This window comes from Kitasatospora sp. NPDC001603, from assembly GCF_040298365.1.
In the GTDB taxonomy this organism is placed as follows: Bacteria; Actinomycetota; Actinomycetes; order Streptomycetales; family Streptomycetaceae; genus Kitasatospora.
The window spans coordinates 1-16,802 of the sequence record NZ_JBEPAA010000117.1 but is presented as its reverse complement, the minus strand read 5'-3'; the positions used below and the strand labels follow the sequence as shown (position 1 = coordinate 16,802).

General features: G+C 73.2%; 16 protein-coding genes. 11 read left to right on the top strand and 5 right to left on the bottom strand.

The genetic code is table 11. The annotated features are described in order from the left end of the window. From ABT263_RS36680 to ABT263_RS36670, 3 genes are all read left to right on the top strand, one after another. On the top strand, nt 1-97 hold a 97-nt coding region (locus ABT263_RS36680; protein ID WP_157849844.1), incomplete at its 5' end, for an acyl-CoA dehydrogenase family protein. A 307-nt stretch (nt 98-404) separates the two neighbouring features. After that, a complete protein-coding gene (locus ABT263_RS36675; protein WP_352297714.1) occupies nt 405-1,628 on the top strand; it encodes a beta-ketoacyl-[acyl-carrier-protein] synthase family protein in 1,224 nt (407 codons plus the stop codon). A gap of 99 nt (nt 1,629-1,727) precedes the next feature. Next, nucleotides 1,728-2,228 carry a GNAT family N-acetyltransferase gene (locus ABT263_RS36670; RefSeq protein ID WP_352297711.1) on the top strand — a complete coding sequence of 167 codons (501 nt, stop codon included), beginning with the start codon at nt 1,728-1,730 and terminating at the stop codon, nt 2,226-2,228. 81 nt (nt 2,229-2,309) lie between these two features. Here ABT263_RS36670 and ABT263_RS36665 read toward each other — a convergent pair whose 3' ends face one another. Both ABT263_RS36665 and ABT263_RS36660 read right to left on the bottom strand, forming a co-directional pair. Further along, entirely contained in the window at nt 2,310-2,909 is a 600-nt protein-coding gene (locus ABT263_RS36665; RefSeq protein ID WP_352297709.1) for a hypothetical protein, read from the bottom strand. Nucleotides 2,910-3,088: 179 nt separating this feature from the next. After that, nucleotides 3,089-3,703: an NAD(P)H-dependent oxidoreductase gene (locus ABT263_RS36660; RefSeq protein WP_352297706.1), complete on the bottom strand. Its 615-nt coding sequence runs from the start codon at nt 3,701-3,703 to the stop codon at nt 3,089-3,091. 256 nt (nt 3,704-3,959) lie between these two features. Here ABT263_RS36660 and ABT263_RS36655 point away from each other — a divergent pair, with 256 nt between their 5' ends. Continuing rightward, complete coding sequence (locus ABT263_RS36655) at nt 3,960-4,454, top strand: peptidylprolyl isomerase (RefSeq protein WP_329487941.1); 495 nt, start codon at nt 3,960-3,962, stop codon at nt 4,452-4,454. 146 nt (nt 4,455-4,600) lie between these two features. Next, nucleotides 4,601-5,437, top strand: a complete 837-nt coding sequence (locus ABT263_RS36650; protein ID WP_502885925.1) for an arylamine N-acetyltransferase family protein — start codon at nt 4,601-4,603, stop codon at nt 5,435-5,437. A 231-nt stretch (nt 5,438-5,668) separates the two neighbouring features. Here the strand turns inward: ABT263_RS36650 and ABT263_RS36645 are convergent, their stop codons facing one another. After that, nucleotides 5,669-7,018 (bottom strand): LCP family protein, encoded by a 1,350-nt coding sequence (locus ABT263_RS36645; protein ID WP_352297700.1) that lies wholly within the window; start codon nt 7,016-7,018, stop codon nt 5,669-5,671. A 262-nt stretch (nt 7,019-7,280) separates the two neighbouring features. Between ABT263_RS36645 and ABT263_RS36640 the strand changes: the two genes are divergently transcribed. From ABT263_RS36640 to ABT263_RS36625, 4 genes are all read left to right on the top strand, one after another. Continuing rightward, complete coding sequence (locus ABT263_RS36640; RefSeq protein WP_352297720.1) at nt 7,281-7,367, top strand: putative leader peptide; 87 nt, start codon at nt 7,281-7,283, stop codon at nt 7,365-7,367. Nucleotides 7,368-7,485: 118 nt separating this feature from the next. Then, entirely contained in the window at nt 7,486-8,040 is a 555-nt protein-coding gene (ssuE, locus tag ABT263_RS36635) for an NADPH-dependent FMN reductase (protein ID WP_329487938.1), read from the top strand. Nucleotides 8,041-8,364: 324 nt separating this feature from the next. Further along, on the top strand, nt 8,365-9,153 hold the full coding sequence (locus ABT263_RS36630; protein WP_380392764.1) for an ABC transporter ATP-binding protein: 789 nt from the start codon (nt 8,365-8,367) through the stop codon (nt 9,151-9,153). A gap of 14 nt (nt 9,154-9,167) precedes the next feature. Beyond that, entirely contained in the window at nt 9,168-11,738 is a 2,571-nt protein-coding gene (locus ABT263_RS36625) for an ABC transporter permease (protein ID WP_352297697.1), read from the top strand. Between the two features lie 119 nt (nt 11,739-11,857). On the opposite strand, the gene ABT263_RS36620 is transcribed toward ABT263_RS36625, so the two are convergent. Then, on the bottom strand, nt 11,858-13,441 hold the full coding sequence (locus ABT263_RS36620) for an LCP family protein (RefSeq protein ID WP_352297694.1): 1,584 nt from the start codon (nt 13,439-13,441) through the stop codon (nt 11,858-11,860). A gap of 164 nt (nt 13,442-13,605) precedes the next feature. Between ABT263_RS36620 and ABT263_RS36615 the strand changes: the two genes are divergently transcribed. Both ABT263_RS36615 and ABT263_RS36610 read left to right on the top strand, forming a co-directional pair. Then, entirely contained in the window at nt 13,606-14,646 is a 1,041-nt protein-coding gene (locus ABT263_RS36615) for a glycosyltransferase family 2 protein (protein ID WP_329487935.1), read from the top strand. Nucleotides 14,647-14,711: 65 nt separating this feature from the next. Further along, nucleotides 14,712-15,329, top strand: coding sequence for an acyltransferase (locus ABT263_RS36610; RefSeq protein WP_329487934.1), 618 nt, complete (start codon nt 14,712-14,714; stop codon nt 15,327-15,329). A gap of 3 nt (nt 15,330-15,332) precedes the next feature. Here ABT263_RS36610 and ABT263_RS36605 read toward each other — a convergent pair. After that, a partial coding sequence (locus ABT263_RS36605; RefSeq protein WP_352297691.1) for an LCP family protein occupies nt 15,333-16,802 on the bottom strand: 1,470 nt, incomplete at its 5' end.

Below are 16,802 nucleotides of genomic sequence, written 5' to 3'. Positions count from 1 at the left end.
CCCGGTGGAGCGGATGATGCGGGACGCGAAGATCACGCAGATCTACGAGGGCACCAACCAGGTCCAGCGGATCGTGATGGCCCGCAACCTGCCGTGACCGGAGTCGGCGACCTGGGCGCATGGCCCCCGAGCTCGTGCGCCCCGCGGTGGTGACCCCTGCGGTGGTGACCCCCGCGGTGGTGACCCCCGCGGTGGTGACCCCCGCGGTGGTGACCCCTGAGCTCATGACCTGACATCATGGATAAACCCTACAAAGAGCTCGTGGTCGAATCGGTTGCGTTGCACATCTGAATGACCATCAATGCCCTGGCACAGTGGCAGATGAGTCCGCGACTCCCCGTGCTCACCGGCGCGGGGAGTTGTGGCTCTCTCACAATCTCCACAACAAGCAGGGGGTTCGGTCGATGAGTGCTGACGACGACCGCGTGGTGGTCACCGGGCTCGGCGCGACGACGCCGCTCGGCGGGGACGTCGCCTCGACCTGGGCCGGGATGCTGGCCGGGCGGTCGGGTATCCGGGCGATCGAGGACGAGTGGGCGGCCGGGCTGCCGGTGCGGATAGCCGGGCGGCTGGCGGTCGAGCCGTCCGAGGTGCTGGACCGGGTGCAGGCCCGGCGGATGGACCGCTGCGAGCAGGTGGCGCTGGTCGCCGCCCGGCAGGCCTGGGCCGACGCGGGCACGCCCGAGGTGGATCCGGAGCGGCTGGCCGTGGTGATCGGCACCGGCACCGGCGGCGCGCTCACCATGCTCGGGCAGGACGACGTGCTGGAGGCCTCCGGGGTCCGCAAGGTCTCCCCGCACACGGTGCCGATGCTGATGGCGAACGGCCCGGCGGCCTGGGTCAGCATCGAACTGGGCGCGCGGGCCGGCGCGCACACACCGGTGAGCGCCTGCGCGTCCGGCGCCGAGGCGATCGCGATGGGCCTGGACCTCATCCGGCTCGGCCGGGCGGACGTGGTGGTCGCGGGTGGCGCCGAGGCCTGCATCTGCCCGCTCACGCTGGCCGGGTTCGCCCAGGCCAAGGCCCACTCCACCCGCAACGACGAGCCCGAACTGGCCTCCCGTCCGTTCGACGCGGGCCGGGACGGCTTCGTGATCGGTGAGGGGTCGGTGGTGGTCGTCCTGGAGCGCGCCGGGTTCGCCGCGGCCCGGTCGGCCCGGGCGCACGCCACGCTCGCCGGCGCGGCGGTCACCTCGGACGCGTTCCACATCACCGCGGCCGCGGCCGAGGGCCAGGTCCGGGCGATGCGCCGGGCGGTGGCCGAGGCGGGCCTGGCGCCGGCCGACATCGCGCACGTGCACGCCCACGCCACCTCGACCCCGCTGGGCGATCTGGTCGAGGCCGAGTCGGTGGCCGAGGCGATCGGGCTCCACCCGGTCGTCACGGCGACCAAGTCGATGACCGGCCACCTGTTCGGCGCGGCCGGGGCGATCGGCGCCCTCGCCGCCGTCCTCGCCCTGCGCGACGGCGTGGTCCCGGCCACCCGGAACCTCGACACCGTCGACCCGGCCGTGAAGCTGGACGTGGTCACCGGTGCCCCGCGCCGCGGCGCGCTGACCGCCGCGCTCACCAACTCCTTCGGGTTCGGGGGCCACAACGCGACGCTGGTCTTCACCCCGGCGCCGTGAGGTCCGGCGGGGGCCCGGGAGGCCCGGCTCCGGGCGGTCCGGGGCGGGCCCGCCGAAACCCGGGAGACGGTTCGCCGGGCCCGACCTAGGGTGGCCGCCATGTCTACGTCATCGCCGACCCTCCGACTGGAGAAGGTCACCCCCGCCACCATCGACGCCGCGCTCGAACTGAAGGTGCGCCCGGACCAGGAGCAGCTGGTCTCGCCGGTCGCCAAGTCCCTGGCCGAGGCGTACGCGCACGGCGACACCGCCTGGCCCCGGGTGCTCTTCGACGGCGACCGCGCGGTCGGGTTCGTCATGGCGTTCTTCGACATCGCCTTCCACCCCGACCGGCCCGGCGACCGGCTCCGCTCCGGCCTCTGGCGCCTCAACATCGCCGCCGACGAGCAGGGCCGGGGCTACGGCCGCTTCGCGGTCGAGCAGGTCTGCGCCGAGATCCGCCGCCGCGGCGGCGACCGGGTGACGGTCACCTACGTGCCCGGCGACCACGGCCCGGCCGCGTTCTACCGGCGCCTCGGGTTCCGCCCCACCGGCGAGCTCAGCGGCGACCAGGAGGTGGCGGAGCTCGACCTCTCCGGCGCCGAGCCCCCGGGCGCCTGAGGGCCGTCCGCGGCGCCCCCCGAAGAGTGCGGAGCAGGAAGTCGGCCCGGCCGACTTCCTGCTCCGGCGGTGCCCGGGGCCTCAGCCCAGCAGCAGGTACTTGGTGGACGGGACGCCCTGGGTGTAGCTGCAGTCGGTGTTCTGGGTGCTCTGGCTGTACGTGAACCCGGACGGGACGGTGCACGCCCAGAGGCCGTTGACCGGCTTGCGGAGGTGGAAGGTGGTGGCCTGGACGCCGGGCTGGAGGCTGCACGCGCTCGTGTAGGTGATCCGGTCGTAGGTGAACGCCGGGGTGCCCATACAGGCGGTGAGGCCGTCCACCGGCGTCCGCAGGTGGTACGCGTTGGAGGTCACGCCGGGCTGCTGGCTGCAGGCGCTGCCCCAGGTGATGGCGTCGTAGACGAATCCGGGCGAGCTCTTGCAGGCGGTCAGTCCGTCGACGGGCGTCCGCAGGTGGAACTGCGGTGCGTTCCAGCTGCCGGAGCTGCACGTCCGGTTCATGGCCACCTGGTCGTAGACGTACCCGGCCGGGACGTCGCACGCCCAGGCCCCGTCGAGTCCGGTGGTGGCCGCGGCGGCGGTGGTCGCGGTGGCGGCCCCGGTGAGCAGGAGCGCCAGGGCCGCGAAGGCGGCCAGGAGCAGGCGGATCGGGCCGGTGCGGGCGGTGCGTGCGGCGGACATGGGTCTCCCGGGGAAGCGGTCGGTGACATGGGATCGCACGGTGGCGCCGGGCGCGTGCGCGCCCGCTGCCGCCGCCGGTTCTAGCACGGACGGCCGCGCCGCCACCCCGGTACGGCGGCCCGGTCGGTCGCGGCGACCACCGCCGTCCACTCCGGCCCGTGTCGGGGCTCCGACCCGCCTCAGCCGATCAGCGCCGCCGCCTCCTGCCGCGCCTGGCGCAGCCACTGCGCGCGGACGGCGTCGGCCGAGTCCGTCACCGTGCGGAAGACGGTCCGCCGCACGTCCGTCACGCCGACGTAGGGCAGCACGCAGGCGGCCCAGATCCGCTCCAGCGGATCGCCGAACTCGGCCCGCTCGCGCTCCTCCGGGGTGTCGGAGGTGTTCAGCACCAGGGCTCGCCCGGCGCGGAGCAGCCCGGCCGGCTCGCCGTCCGCCGTGCCGAGCTTGTAGGCCACGCCGGGCACGAGCACCCGCTGCACCCACCCGGTCAGGACGGCCGGCGGCATGCCCCACCAGTTGGGGTGGATCAGGACGAGCGCGTCCAGGCTGGCCACCTCCGCCCGGTGCAGGGCAAGTCGCGGATCGGCCGGCTCCGCCGCGGCGCCGACCGTCTCGGTCTCCCCGGCGGCCAGCGCGGGTTCGAACCCCTCCGCGCAGAGATCGTGCGCGAGCACCTCGTGGCCGCGCCCGCGCAGTTCGTCCACCACGGCGTCGAACAGCGCGTGGTTGAAGCTGCCCGGTCGCGGGTGCGCCAGATAGACGCCGATCCGCCCCGTCTCCGTCGTCACGCTCATGTCCCGTTCCCCCCTTGTCGGTTGACCTGAGGGCGATGCTAGGGGACCGTCCGGCGGGGTGCGGGCCCGGGACCTGGCCGGACTCCCCGCGCGAGCGGGCCGCCGGGGACCGCCACCGCCACCGGGACCACCCCGGTCGCCCTGCCACCCGCCGCCGGCCCCTGTCGAGGCCGGTCCGGAGCCGCGGCACGCCCGGCGACCGGACGATTTACGGGGCCGTCGCGCGTACCGGGGGGCGGCATGCCATGATCCCTGCATGGGTTCCAACGTTTACTTCGACATCACCATCAACGACGAGCCGGCCGGGCGCATCGTCTTCAAGCTCTTCGACGACATCGTCCCGAAGACCGCCAAGAACTTCCGCGAGCTGGCCACGGGCGAGCACGGCTTCGGCTTCAAGGGCTCCTCGTTCCACCGCGTCATCCCGGGCTTCATGCTGCAGGGCGGTGACTTCACCCGCGGTGACGGCACCGGCGGCAAGAGCATCTACGGCGAGAAGTTCGCGGACGAGAACTTCACCCTCAAGCACACCAAGCCGGGCCAGCTCTCGATGGCCAACGCGGGCCGCAACACCAACGGCTCGCAGTTCTTCATCACCACCATCGTGACCGACTGGCTGGACGGCAAGCACGTCGTCTTCGGCGAGGTCGTCGAGAACCTCGACCTCGTGACGAAGATCGAGTCCTACGGTTCGCAGAGCGGCCGTACCTCGGCGAAGATCACCATCGCCGACTCGGGCATCGTGGCCTGAGGTCCGACCCCCTGACGAGCCCAGGAGCAGGAAGTCGGCCGGGCCGACTTCCTGCTCCTCGCACGTCCCGGCCAGGTACGACCGGCCGCGCGACCTGAGCCCTACGTCCAACGACCGATGGCCCGGCTCCCCACCGGCCCGCTGGAATGGACACCGTGGATCACCCCCCGGCCGTCGACGGCCTCACCGACACCCAGGTGGACGCCTACCTGGCGCGGATCGGCCTGCCGCGCCCCGGCCGGCCCTCGCCCGCCGCCCTCGCCGAGCTGCACCGCGCGCACCTGGGCACCGTGCCCTTCGAGAACCTGGGCGTCGGGCTCGGGGAGCCCGTCGTCCTCGACCCCGGCGCGCTGTTCGCCAAGCTCGTCACCCGGCGCCGCGGCGGCTTCTGCTACGAACTCAACGGCCTGTTCGCCGAGCTGCTGCGGGCGCTCGGCTACCGGGTGGACCTGCTCGGCGCCCGGGCCTTCGACGGGGACCGCCCCGGCCCGCCGTTCGACCACCTCGCCCTGCGGGTCGACCTGGCCGAGCCCTGGCTGGCCGACGTCGGCTTCGGCCGGTTCAGCCACTTCCCGCTGCGCCTGGACGAGCGCGGCCCGCAGCGCGAACCCGGCGGCGAGTTCACCCTGGTCCCGCACGCCGACGACGAGCTCGACGTGCTGCTGGACGGCCGGCCCGAGTACCGGCTCGGCCTGCGCCCCCACCGGCTGGCCGACTTCGTGCCGACCTGCTGGTGGCAGACCACCTCGCCGGACTCCCACTTCACCCGCTCGTCGACCTGCTCGCGGCTCACCCGGGACGGCGGCCGGATCACCCTCGGCGGCGTCCGGCTGATCCGTACCGGCCCGGACGGCGTGCGCACCGAGGAGGACCTCGACGAGGCCGGCGCCCTGGCCGCCTACCGCGAGCACTTCGGCATCACCCTCGACCGCCTGCCGGTGCCCCCGGCGCCCGCCGCCCGACCGCGGCCGGAGGATACCTAGGCGGTGCGGCCCGGCCGGACCGCATGCGGCACGGTGCCGAAGCCGCGGTAAGAGTCCGTCGGCCCGGGCCCGATCCCGGCGGCGGCCGGCACCTCCAGCCCGCAGAACGCGAGCGCCTCCTGGACCGGGCGGCCCAGGAGGCGGTGACGGCGCCGGTGGATCAGCGCGGTGACGAGAGACGTCCACGCATGGTGGCCGGCCCGTCGCAGCGCCTCACGGAGGCCGGCGGTGTCACTTCACGTCCGGTACGGCGGTGTCGTTCTTGAACGCGTCGAAGACCTGCTTGGCCTTGGCGCTGTCCCACTTGACCGCCGACTCGCCGGTGCTGGTCCGGAAGTCCGGGTTGGCGATCGGGACGGTGATGCTCTTGCCGTCGCCGCCGTTGACGTCCTTCATGGCGAGGAAGAGCGAGCCGAGGTCGGTCAGGCCGGCGTCGTCGTCGACGATCAGGGTGCCGAGGCCGGAGTCCACCAGCGGGTAGAAGGTGAACGGGTTCAGCACGGTGGCGGGGGAGGCGGCCTGCTTGGCCAGCGCGCCGAGGAACTTCTGCTGGTTGCGCATCCGGCCGAGGTCCTGGTCGGCCATCTGGTGGCGCTGGCGCACGAAGGCGAGGGCCTGGGTGCCGGTCAGGCTCTGGCAGCCGGCCTTCAGGTCGAGGCCGGAGTCCTTGTCCTTGACGTCCTGGTCGATGCACATGTCGACACCGCCGACCGAGTCCACGATGCCCACGAAGCCGGCGAAGCCGATCTCGGCGTAGTGGTCGATGCGCAGGCCGGTGTTGAGCTCGACGGTCTGCGCGAGCAGCTTGCCGCCGCCCGACGCGAAGGCCGAGTTGATCTTCGAGGTGGTCGCCTTGACCGGCTTCCCGTTGTCGCCGGTGTGCTCGGGGATCGGCACCCAGGAGTCGCGCGGGATGCTCATCAGGGTGTTACCGCCGTCCCCGATGTGCAGGATCATCATCGAGTCGCTGCGCTTGCCGCCGGCGTGGCCGGTGTGCAGGTCCTCCTCCTGGGAGTCGGAGAGCCCGTTGCGGCTGTCGGAGCCGACGATCAGCCAGTTGGTGCCCTTCCCGGCGGCGGGGCGGCCGGGGTAGTCGGCGAGCACGTTCTCGTGGTTCAGCTTGGAGTCGGCCCAGAACCAGGTCGAGACGGCGGTGACCATGACGGCGATCAGGACGCCGAACACCGACCACTTGACGATCCGGCGCCGCGGCCAGCGCGAGGGCCGGGCGGCGGGCGGCTGGGTGCCGCCCGGGGTTATCGGCCCGCCGGGCGCGCCGGGGCCGCCGGGCGCCCCCTGGCCCTGCGCGGGCACGCCGGGACGGCCGCCCGGCTGCCCGTACGCCGGGGGCTGTCCGTACGACTGCGGCTGCCCGTAGCCCTGCGCGGACCCGTAGCCGGGTGCCTGGGCCGGCGGCTGCGCCTGGCCGTACTCCTGCGGCTGTCGCGGCGCCGGGGCCCCCGGGCCGCGGGGGTTCAGCCCAGCCGGCAGCGGCGGCTCGGCCGCGTTGCCACCGCCGCGCCCGTACGCGCCGCCGCCGTTGCCACCGCCGCCCGGGCGGCCCTCCTGCCACGTGTTCATGTGGGAGAGAATGCCCGACGCGGGGTGCGGTGACTCCCCCCGGGGCCTCCGCCGGGGCCCTTGTAGCAGTTTTGATGCACGCGCCGGATCGTTCCGCCGCACATTCCCGCGCGGGTGCGCTGCGGGCTCACGGCGGGCTCACGGCCGCCCCACGGAGGGTGGCGGACGGCGCCGCGCCGGCTGCCGCCCGTCTCACCATCCGTCTCACCCTGTGTTCACCAGCCGGAACGATCCTTGACCGGTTCGAACAGCGCGTGTTTGCATGACTGCCATGGATCAGCGATGGACCCTCACGCGTCGGCGGCACGTCGACCTTCAGCGTGTGTCCTGTTCGCTCTGTCGTGGCTGACGCGCGCCCGTCGAACCCTCTCCTCCCCGCACACCCCTCTCCAGCGTTTCCCGCCGCCCGCGCGGCGTGCTCTCCGCTGTCGTAGCGCCGTCCCCGCTTCCTGCCCCGAGGTGAACCCATGGCCACCGTCCTGTCCGTTTCCGGCTCGCCGTCCGCGACCTCCCGCACCACCCGCCTGCTGCGCCACGTCGACGCGCAGCTCGAAGCCCGAGGTCACCGGGTCGTCCCGTTCGAGGTGCGCAGTCTGCCCGCGCACGCCCTGCTCTCGGCGGACTTCTCCCATCCCGAGATAGTCGCCGCGCTGGAGCTCTTCGCCCGGGCGGACGGCGTGGTGATCGGCACGCCGGTCTACAAGGCGGCCTACTCGGGTCTGCTGAAGACCCTGCTCGACGTGCTGCCGCAGTACGCGCTGACCGGCAAGGCCGTCCTGCCGCTGGCCACCGGCGGCTCCACCGCGCACGTGCTGGCCGTCGACTACGCGCTGCGTCCGGTGCTCAGCTCGATGGGCGCCGGCCACATCACCCAGGGCTGGTTCGTGCTCGACCGTCACATCACCGTCCGGGAGGACGGCGCGACCGTGATCGAGCGCGAGACGGACGTGCTGCTCACGCCCGTGGTGGAGGCCTTCGCGACGGCGCTGGAGCGGCTCGCCACTCCGGCCTTCGCCGGCTGACGGGGCCTGCGGCACGGTCCCGTACGGGCCGACCCCGAGAAGGGTGGCGGCGACCCCTAGGGGGAGGGGCGCCGCGCCCCGTACAACTACGGTTGGGCCGCTTCATACCGGCGGATGACGAGCGGTTCGCTCGCCGCTCCTAACGTGGATCACATCCCCGCTCGTGCGGATCAGGACCGAGGTTCCGGTGAACCGGAGGGTCCTGGACACACCGGGTGGGTGGGGCTGACTACCGGTCAAGAACTCTCTCCTGCACCATTTCGCGGGCAGGTGGGAGCGACGAGGCTGGAGTCAACGGGTGGGCCCACTTCTGAGGAGAATCCAGTGACGACGGCAGCAGCAGCCGTGTACAACCCCCAGCTTCCCGGCGGCGGCGCCGCCGTGGCCGCCTCGGCCCGTCAGGTGACCAAGGCCTACGGCACGGCCGAGACCAGGGTCACCGCACTGAACGCGGTCGACGTCGACATCCAGCGCGGCCGCTTCACCGCGATCATGGGCCCCTCGGGCTCCGGCAAGTCGACCCTGATGCACTGCCTGGCCGGCCTGGACACCGTCACCGACGGCCGGATCTGGATCGGCGACACCGAGATCACCGGCCTGAAGGACAAGCAGCTCACCAGGTTGCGCCGGGACAAGATCGGCTTCATCTTCCAGGCGTTCAACCTCCTCCCCACGCTGAACGCGCTGGAGAACATCACGCTCCCGATGGACATCGCCGGCCGCAAGCCGGACACCGCCTGGCTGGACCAGGTCGTCGAGACCGTCGGCCTGGCCGGCCGCCTCAAGCACCGCCCGGCGCAGCTCTCCGGCGGCCAGCAGCAGCGCGTCGCGGTCGCCCGGGCCCTGGCCGCCCGCCCCGAGATCATCTTCGGCGACGAGCCCACCGGGAACCTCGACTCCCGGGCCGGCGCCGAGGTGCTGACCTTCCTGCGGCGCTCGGTGGACGAACTGGGCCAGACCATCGTCATGGTCACCCACGACCCGGTGGCCGCCGGCTACGCGGACCGCGTGCTCTTCCTCGCGGACGGCGTCATCGTCGACGAGATGCACGCCCCCACCGCTGACTCCGTCCTCGAACGCATGCGCCGTTTCGACGGCAAGCGCACGAGCTGAGCGGGGACCGGGACATGCTGCTCAAGACCTCACTGAGAACCTTCCTCGCCCACAAGGGGCGGATGGTGCTCTCGCTGCTCGCGATCGTCCTCTCGGTCGCGTTCGTGTCCGGCACGCTGGTGTTCTCCAACACCGCCACCAGCACCTTCGACCGGCTCTTCGCCTCGACCGCCTCCGACATCTCCGTCCAGCCCGCCAAGGCCGGGATCGACGGCGACGACGACGCCCCCGGCGGCAAGGTGGCGACCCTCCCGGTCGACACCGTGCAGCGGATCGCCGCCACCCCGGGGGTGCGGACCGCGGTCGGGCAGGTGTTCACCCAGGACGCGGTCCTGGTCGACCCGGCCACCAACAAGGCGATCGGCCCGACCAGCGGCGCGCCCACCCTGACGGGCAACTGGACGGAGACGCCGCGCAATTCGGTGGAGATCACCTCGGGACACACCCCGCAGGGCGCCGACCAGGTCGTGCTGGACGCGGACACCGCGAAGAAGGCCGGCCTCGGCCTCGGCGGCAAGCTGCGGGTGATCGCCGGCAGCGGCAAGCACGACTTCACCATCGCCGGCATCGCGACCTTCAAGACCACCAACCCGGGCGCGGCACTCGCCTTCCTGGACACCGTGACCGCCCAGCAGGTGCTGCTCGGCACCACCGCGTACACCTCGGTCGAGGCCTTCGGCGACGGCACCCGCACCGACGAGCAGCTGAAGGCGGACGCCCTCGGCGCGCTCGGCGGCGGCTACCAGGTGAAGACCGCGGCGGAGCAGAAGGCGGAGAACAACAAGGACGTCGGCTCCTTCCTCGGCTTCATGAAGAACGCGATGCTCGGCTTCGCGCTGATCTCCGCCCTGGTCGGCGGCTTCCTGATCATCAACACCTTCTCCATGCTGGTCGCCCAGCGCACCCGGGAGATCGGGCTGCTGCGCGCCATCGGCGGCAGCCGCAAGCAGGTGAACCGCTCGGTGCTGATCGAGGCGCTGATCCTCGCGGTGCTCGGTTCGACCATCGGCCTCGGCGCCGGCCTGGGCCTGGCGGCCGGTCTGATCCAGCTGATGAAGGCCATCGGCATGAACCTCAGCGCCGCGGATCTCCAGATCACCGCGGACGTGCCGATCGCCGGTTACGCCCTCGGCATCGTGGTCACGCTGGTCGCGGCCTGGTTCCCGGCCCGCCGGGCCGCCCGGATCGCCCCGATGGCGGCCCTGCGCGACCACGGCACTCCGGCCGAGGGCCGCTCCAACCTCGTGCGCACGGTGATCGGCCTGGTGCTGACCGCCGGCGGCGGCGGCCTGCTCGTCCTGGCCGCCAAGGCCGACAAGGCGGCCACCGGCGGGCAGTACCTGGGTCTGGGCGTGCTGCTCACCCTGATCGGCTTCGTCGTCCTCGGTCCGCTGCTGGCCACCAGCGTGGTCCGGGTGCTCGGCGCGCTGCTGCCGGCTCTGTTCGGCCCGTCCGGCAAGCTCGCCCAGCGCAACGCGATGCGCAACCCGCGTCGGACGGGCGCCACCGCCGGCGCCCTGATGATCGGCCTCGCGCTCGTCATCGGCGCCTCGGTCTTCACCTCCTCGGTGATCAAGTCCACCAACGAGCAGATCGACACGTCGGTCGGCGCGGACTACATCATCTCCGCCGGCCGCACCGGTCTCACCCCCGAGATGGTGAAGGCGGCCGAGAACACGCCGGGCATCGAGCACATCACCCGTCAGCAGTTCGTACCGGCGCTCTTCACCACCCCGGACGGCAAGACGGCCAAGGAGGGCGTGTCGGCGGTCTCGCCGAGCTTCACCGCCGACTTCAAGCTCCCGGTCAAGTCCGGCAGCGCGGACGCGCTCGGCCAGGGCGCGATCGTGGTCGGGGAGTCCTACGCCGCGGACCACGGTCTCAAGGTCGGCGACCGGATCGGCATCGACTACGGCAAGGGCCGCACCCAGTCCCTGCCGGTCGGCGTGATCCTGACCAAGGGCAACTCGCTCTTCGACGGCAACTACTTCATCGGCCTGGACACCCTCGGCAAGGCCGTCCCGGTCGCCGACCAGGGCAGTGACGCGGTCGTCTTCGGCAAGGCCCGGCCCGGTTCGGACGTCGCCGGGACGCTGACCGCGCTGGAGTCCTCCTTCAAGGAGTACCCGCAGGTCACCGTGCGGGACCAAGCCGGCTACAAGGACCTCGTCCAGGAGCAGGTCAACTCCCTGCTCTACATCATCTACGGCATGCTCGGCCTCGCGATCGTGGTCGCGGTGCTCGGCGTCGTCAACACCCTGGCGCTCTCGGTGGTGGAGCGGACCCGGGAGATCGGCCTGCTGCGGGCGATCGGGCTCTCCCGGCGTCAGCTGCGCCGGATGATCCGGCTGGAGTCGGTGGTGATCGCCCTGTTCGGCGCGATCCTCGGGACCGGTCTCGGCCTGGCCTGGGGCATCACCGGTCAGCGGGTCCTCAAGGACCAGGGGCTGGAGACGCTGGCCGTCCCGACCGGCACGATCGTGGTCACGCTGGTCGCCTCGGTGGTCATCGGCCTGGTCGCGGCTCTCGTACCGGCCTTCCGGGCCGGTCGGATGAACGTCCTCGCGGCCATCGCGACGGACTGACCCCCGGATCGGGGGATCGGGGGAGGGCAGGGGCCGGGTGCGTCACAGCACCCGGCCCCTGCCGGCGTTCCCGGCGCCGCGGCCCAGGGCCCGGCAGCACGAGACCCGGGCCTGCGGGCCTACGGGCAGACGATGTCGGACGCCTTCTCGGCCGCCACGGCGGCCGACGGGGTCGCGGCGGGCGCCGGGGGCGGCGGCAGCGGTGCGACGGTGGCCGCGGCCGGGCTCGCGCCCGGGGCGGCCGGGTAGTCCCCGCCCGCGTACACCTGGAGGGTTGGCCCGAGGCCGGGGACGGCGGTCGACTCGGCGCCCGGGAGCGCGGCGGCCAGCGTCCGGGCGGACTCGGTCCAGCGCGGGTCGTAGCGGACCACCGTCCGGCCGGGCGCCGTCCCCGCCGGGGCGTTCGACGGCGCGCCGGTGGTGGCGAAGCCCGCCCGCCGCAGGTCGCCGTCGACCCGGGCCCCCAGACCGGGCACCCCGGCCGCGTTGAACACCTGGACGTGCACCTGCTCGGGGGCCACCGCGGCCGGGGCGACCGGGCTCGCCGCGGCGCTCGGCGCGGTGGTCGCGGCGCCGGTGGAGGCGGCCGCCGCGGGGGAGGCGGCCCCGCCCGATTCGGGCTCGCCGGCCGGTGCTGAGCCCGGTGCGGAGCCCGGGGCCGGGCCCGCCGCGCCCGCCGCGGCGTTCAACGGCCGCCCGGCCCGCACGGCGTCGAACAGGGCCTTCGCCCCCGCCTGGTCCCAGAGCACGGTCGAGCCCCAGCCGGCCACCTGGTGGTCCAGCTTCGCCAGCGGCACGGTCGCGAAGTCAGCGCGCCCCGCCGAGAGCTCCCTCAGCCTGGACGCCAGAGTGATCAGGTCGTCGGTGGTGAGGTCCTTGTCCGCCTTCACCGAGCCGAGCAGGCTGTCCGTCAGCCGGGCCAGCCGGACGGGGTTGAACAGCGTGCCGCTGTCGGTCACCTGGTGCAGCAATTGGGCGACGAACTTCTGCTGGCGGTGCATCCGGCCGAGGTCGGCGCTGCCGTCCACGTGCCGGGCACGGACGTACCTGAGCGCGCCGGCGCCGTCCAGGGTGCTGGTGCCGGCCGGCAGGTCGAGGCCGGAATAGTCGTCCTTGAGCGGCTTGTTGGTGCAGACCCGCACGCCGCCGACGGCGTCCACGGCGGAGACGAACCCGGCGAAGTTCACCTGGAGGTAGTGGTCGATCCGCAGCCCGGTGTTCTGCTCCACGGTGGCGACGGTGAGCTGCGGCCCGCCCATCCCGAACGCCGCGTTGACCTTTCCCTTGCCGGCCGGGACGTCCTTGCGGGTGACCTGGTCCCGGTGGGCCGGGATGTCCACGTAGGAGTCCCGGGGGATGCTGATCACGCTGGCCCGGGAGCCGTCCCCGGCGACCTGGACGATCATCATGGTGTCGGTGCAGTGGCAGGACTCGCCCCCGGCGTGCAGCACCTCCTTGAGCGTCTTCTCCGGGATGCCCTCCCGCTCGTCGGTGCCGACCAGCAGGAAGGTGGTGGAGCCGTCGTCGGCGGGCCGGGCCGCGTCGCCGCTGAAGGCGTCCACCCGGTCGATCGAGCCGAGGCCGTGCAGGACCGCCCAGCCGCCGCCGGAGGTGGTGAGGACGCCGAAGGCGATGCCGGCGGCCAGTCGGCGGGGCCAGGCACGGCGCCGTCCGGGCAGGGCGGAACGGGGGGGAACGGGCATCTCTCGGATGGTAGGGGCGGCCCGCTCCGGGGCCGGTGAGGGCGCGCCGGGGGCGGAGAGTACGGTGGGCCGGAGCGGCGAATCGTTCCTTCGGCGCCGGGGGCGTCACGTAGCCCAGACCGGGACAAGACGGAGACCGGTCCGCACCGGTACGGTTGGCCCCGATGAACACCAAGGCTGCTGAGGAGCTGCCGGCGGTCTCCGTGATCATGCCGGTGCTCAACGAGGAACGACACCTGCGCACGGCCGTCCGGCACATCCTGGAACAGGACTACGCCGGGCCGATGGAGGTGGTGATCGCCCTCGGTCCGTCCTCCGACCGGACCGCGCAGATCGCCGCCGAACTGACCGCCGAGGACGCGCGGGTCAGGACGGTGGAGAACCCCACCGGCCGCACCCCCGCGGGGCTGAACGCCGCGATCCGCGGCTCCAGCCATCCGATAGTGGTCCGCGTCGACGGGCACGGCCTGCTGACCCCCGGCTACATCACCACGGCGGTCCGGCTGCTCGGCGAGATGGAGGCCGCCAACGTCGGCGGCATCATGCACGCCGAGGGCGAGACCGAGTGGGAGAACGCCGTCGCCGCCGCGATGACCTCCAAGATCGGGGTCGGCAACGCGGCCTTCCACACCGGCGGCCTGGCGGGCCCGGCGGACACCGTCTACCTCGGGGTGTTCCGGCGCGAGGTGCTGGAGCGGCTCGGCGGGTACAACGAGGAGTTCGTCCGCGCCCAGGACTGGGAGCTCAACTACCGCATCCGGCAGGCGGGCGGGCTGGTTTGGTTCACCCCGCAGCTGCGCGTCACCTACCGTCCCCGGCCCACCGTGCGGGCGCTGGCCAAGCAGTACAAGGACTACGGCCGCTGGCGCCGGGTCGTCACCCGCTACCACAAGGGCTCGGTCAACTTCCGCTACCTCGCCCCGCCGGCGGCCTTCCTCGGCGTGACCCTCGGGCTGGTGCTCGGCGCGGCCGTCCACCCGGCCTTCCTCGCGGTGCCCGGCGCCTATCTGCTCGGCATCGTCGGCGGTGCGCTGGTCGAGGGCCGCGGCCTCTCGGCGAAGGCCAAGGCGCTGCTCCCGGTGGCCTTCGCGACCATGCACCTCAGCTGGGGCTTCGGCTTCCTCACCTCGCCGCGTTCGCTGGCCCGCCGGGTGATCGCCAGCCGGTCCCCGGCGACCGCCGACGTGGTCGCCGAGGCCCGCTGACCCGATCCGGCCAATCCCCCCGACCCGCTCTCACCGTCCCCGCCCCGACGCTATCGTCGGGCGCCATGGGGACAGTTGAGGGCGGGTCCGTCGTCGGTGCCCGGGTCGAGGCGACCGCGGACGTGGACGGCCGGGCGGTGCTCGGCGCCGGGACGACCGTCTGGCACCTGGCCCAGGTGCGCGAGGACGCGGTGATCGGCGCCGACTGCGTCATCGGGCGCGGCGCCTACGTCGGCCCGGGCGTGCGGATCGGGGACCGGGTCAAGCTGCAGAACCACGCGCTGGTGTACGAGCCCGCGGTGGTCGAGGACGGCGTGTTCATCGGCCCGGCGGCCGTGCTCACCAACGACCTCTACCCGCGCTCCGTCGACGTCGACGGCCGGCTCAAGCGCGGCGACGACTGGCACGCCCGCGGGGTGACCCTCCGGGAGGGCTGTTCGATCGGCGGCCGCGCGGTGCTGGTCGCGGGGGTGACGGTCGGCCGCTGGGCGCTGGTCGCGGCCGGCGCCGTGGTGCACCGGGACGTCCCGGACTTCGCCCTGGTGGCCGGTGTCCCGGCCCGCCGGATCAAGTGGGTCGGCCGGGCCGGCGAGCCGCTGGAGCCGGACGGCGGGGACGGCTGGCGCTGCCCGCGCACCGGTGAGCGCTACCGCGAGACGGACGGCCTGCTCGCCCCGCGCTGAGGCTCACTTGGCGCAGACGTCGGTGTCGTCCGCCTGGACGCGCTGGAGGTCCTTGGGCGCCTCGGTCGGCGCGACGGACGGGACGGCGTTCGCGGCGGCCAGGACGTCCTTGCCGAGGACCACGGCCAGCCCGTCCCTGCTGCCGGCCTTCGGGTCCTCCCGGACCGCGTCGGCCGGGAGTCCGAGGGAGGCGGCCAGTGCGGCCGCCTCGGCAGCCTTGCCGGCCGGGTAGGACACCGAACTGCTGGGCGTGGCCGTCGCGTTGGGGGCGGTGGCGGCCTTGGCGAAGCCCTGGGCCCGGAGCTTGTCGACGGCCTGCTGGGCCTGCCCGGGCGTCCCGCTGCCGTTGTGCACCGCCACCCGGACGTCCTTGGTGTCCACCGCGGCGGCGGTGGCCGTCGGCGAGGGCGCGGCGGCGGCCTCGGTGGCGCCGGCCCCGGGCGCGGCCGGGGCGGCGGCGTTCCCGGTCAGCGAGCGGTCCTGGGCGACCAGCGAGAACACCTGCCCGGCGTCCGGCTGCTTGAGCACCAGCCGGTCCTTGTCCTTCGGGTCGTCCAGCACCGGCGCGGTGGTGAAGGTGATGTTCTTGGTGTCGACCTTGCTGATGTCCAGCGCCAGGTCCTTCAGCTTGTCGACGCTGCCGATCCCGTCGTCCACGGTGAGCGCCTTGGTGGCGGCGTCGGCGAGCTTCCACAGCTTGGTCGGGCTGGTCAGGGTGTCACTGCTCTTGATCGAGCGGATCATCGAGCTGATGAACTGCTGCTGCAGCGGGATCCGGGTGAGGTCGCCGCCGAAGCCGACGGCGTGCCGGGTGCGGACGAAGGCCAGCGCCTCGTCGCCCTGGACGACGTGCCGGCCCTTGCTCATCCGGAGGTGCGAGTCCGCGTCGTTGATGTCCTTGGCCGCGCACACCTCGACCCCGCCGACGGCGGTGGAGAGCGTTTTCACGGCATCGAAGTTGACCATCACGAAGTGGTCGACCCGGATTCCCGTCGCCTTCTCGACGGTCTTCCAGGTGCAGCCCGGATCGCGGCCCTCCTGGCCGAGGCTCTCGTTGAACATGGCCCGCGCGGAACCGGGGATCTTCTTGCCGCCGGTGTTCTCGCAGTCGGGGATCGGCACCATCAGATCGCGCGGAATGCTGATCACGGTGGCGTTGCTGCGGTCCTTGGCGACGTGGAACAGCAGGGTGGTGTCCGCGTGTCCGGTGCTGCCCTCGTCGCCGTACTCGCGGCCCAGGCCCTCGCGGCTGTCGGTGCCGATGACCAGGATGTTGAGCGCGTCGCCGGCCGCCTTGGGCCGCTCCGCCTCGCTGCCCAGCTGCACCTTGACGGCGGTGATGTTGTTGTTGAAGTGCTGGTACGCGTAGTAGGCCCCGCCGCAGCCGGCCACCAGGACCAGCGCGCCGACGCCGGCGGTCCACTTCAGCACCCGCCGGCGCGGGCGCTCGGCGGCGGCCTGGCGGCGGCGGGC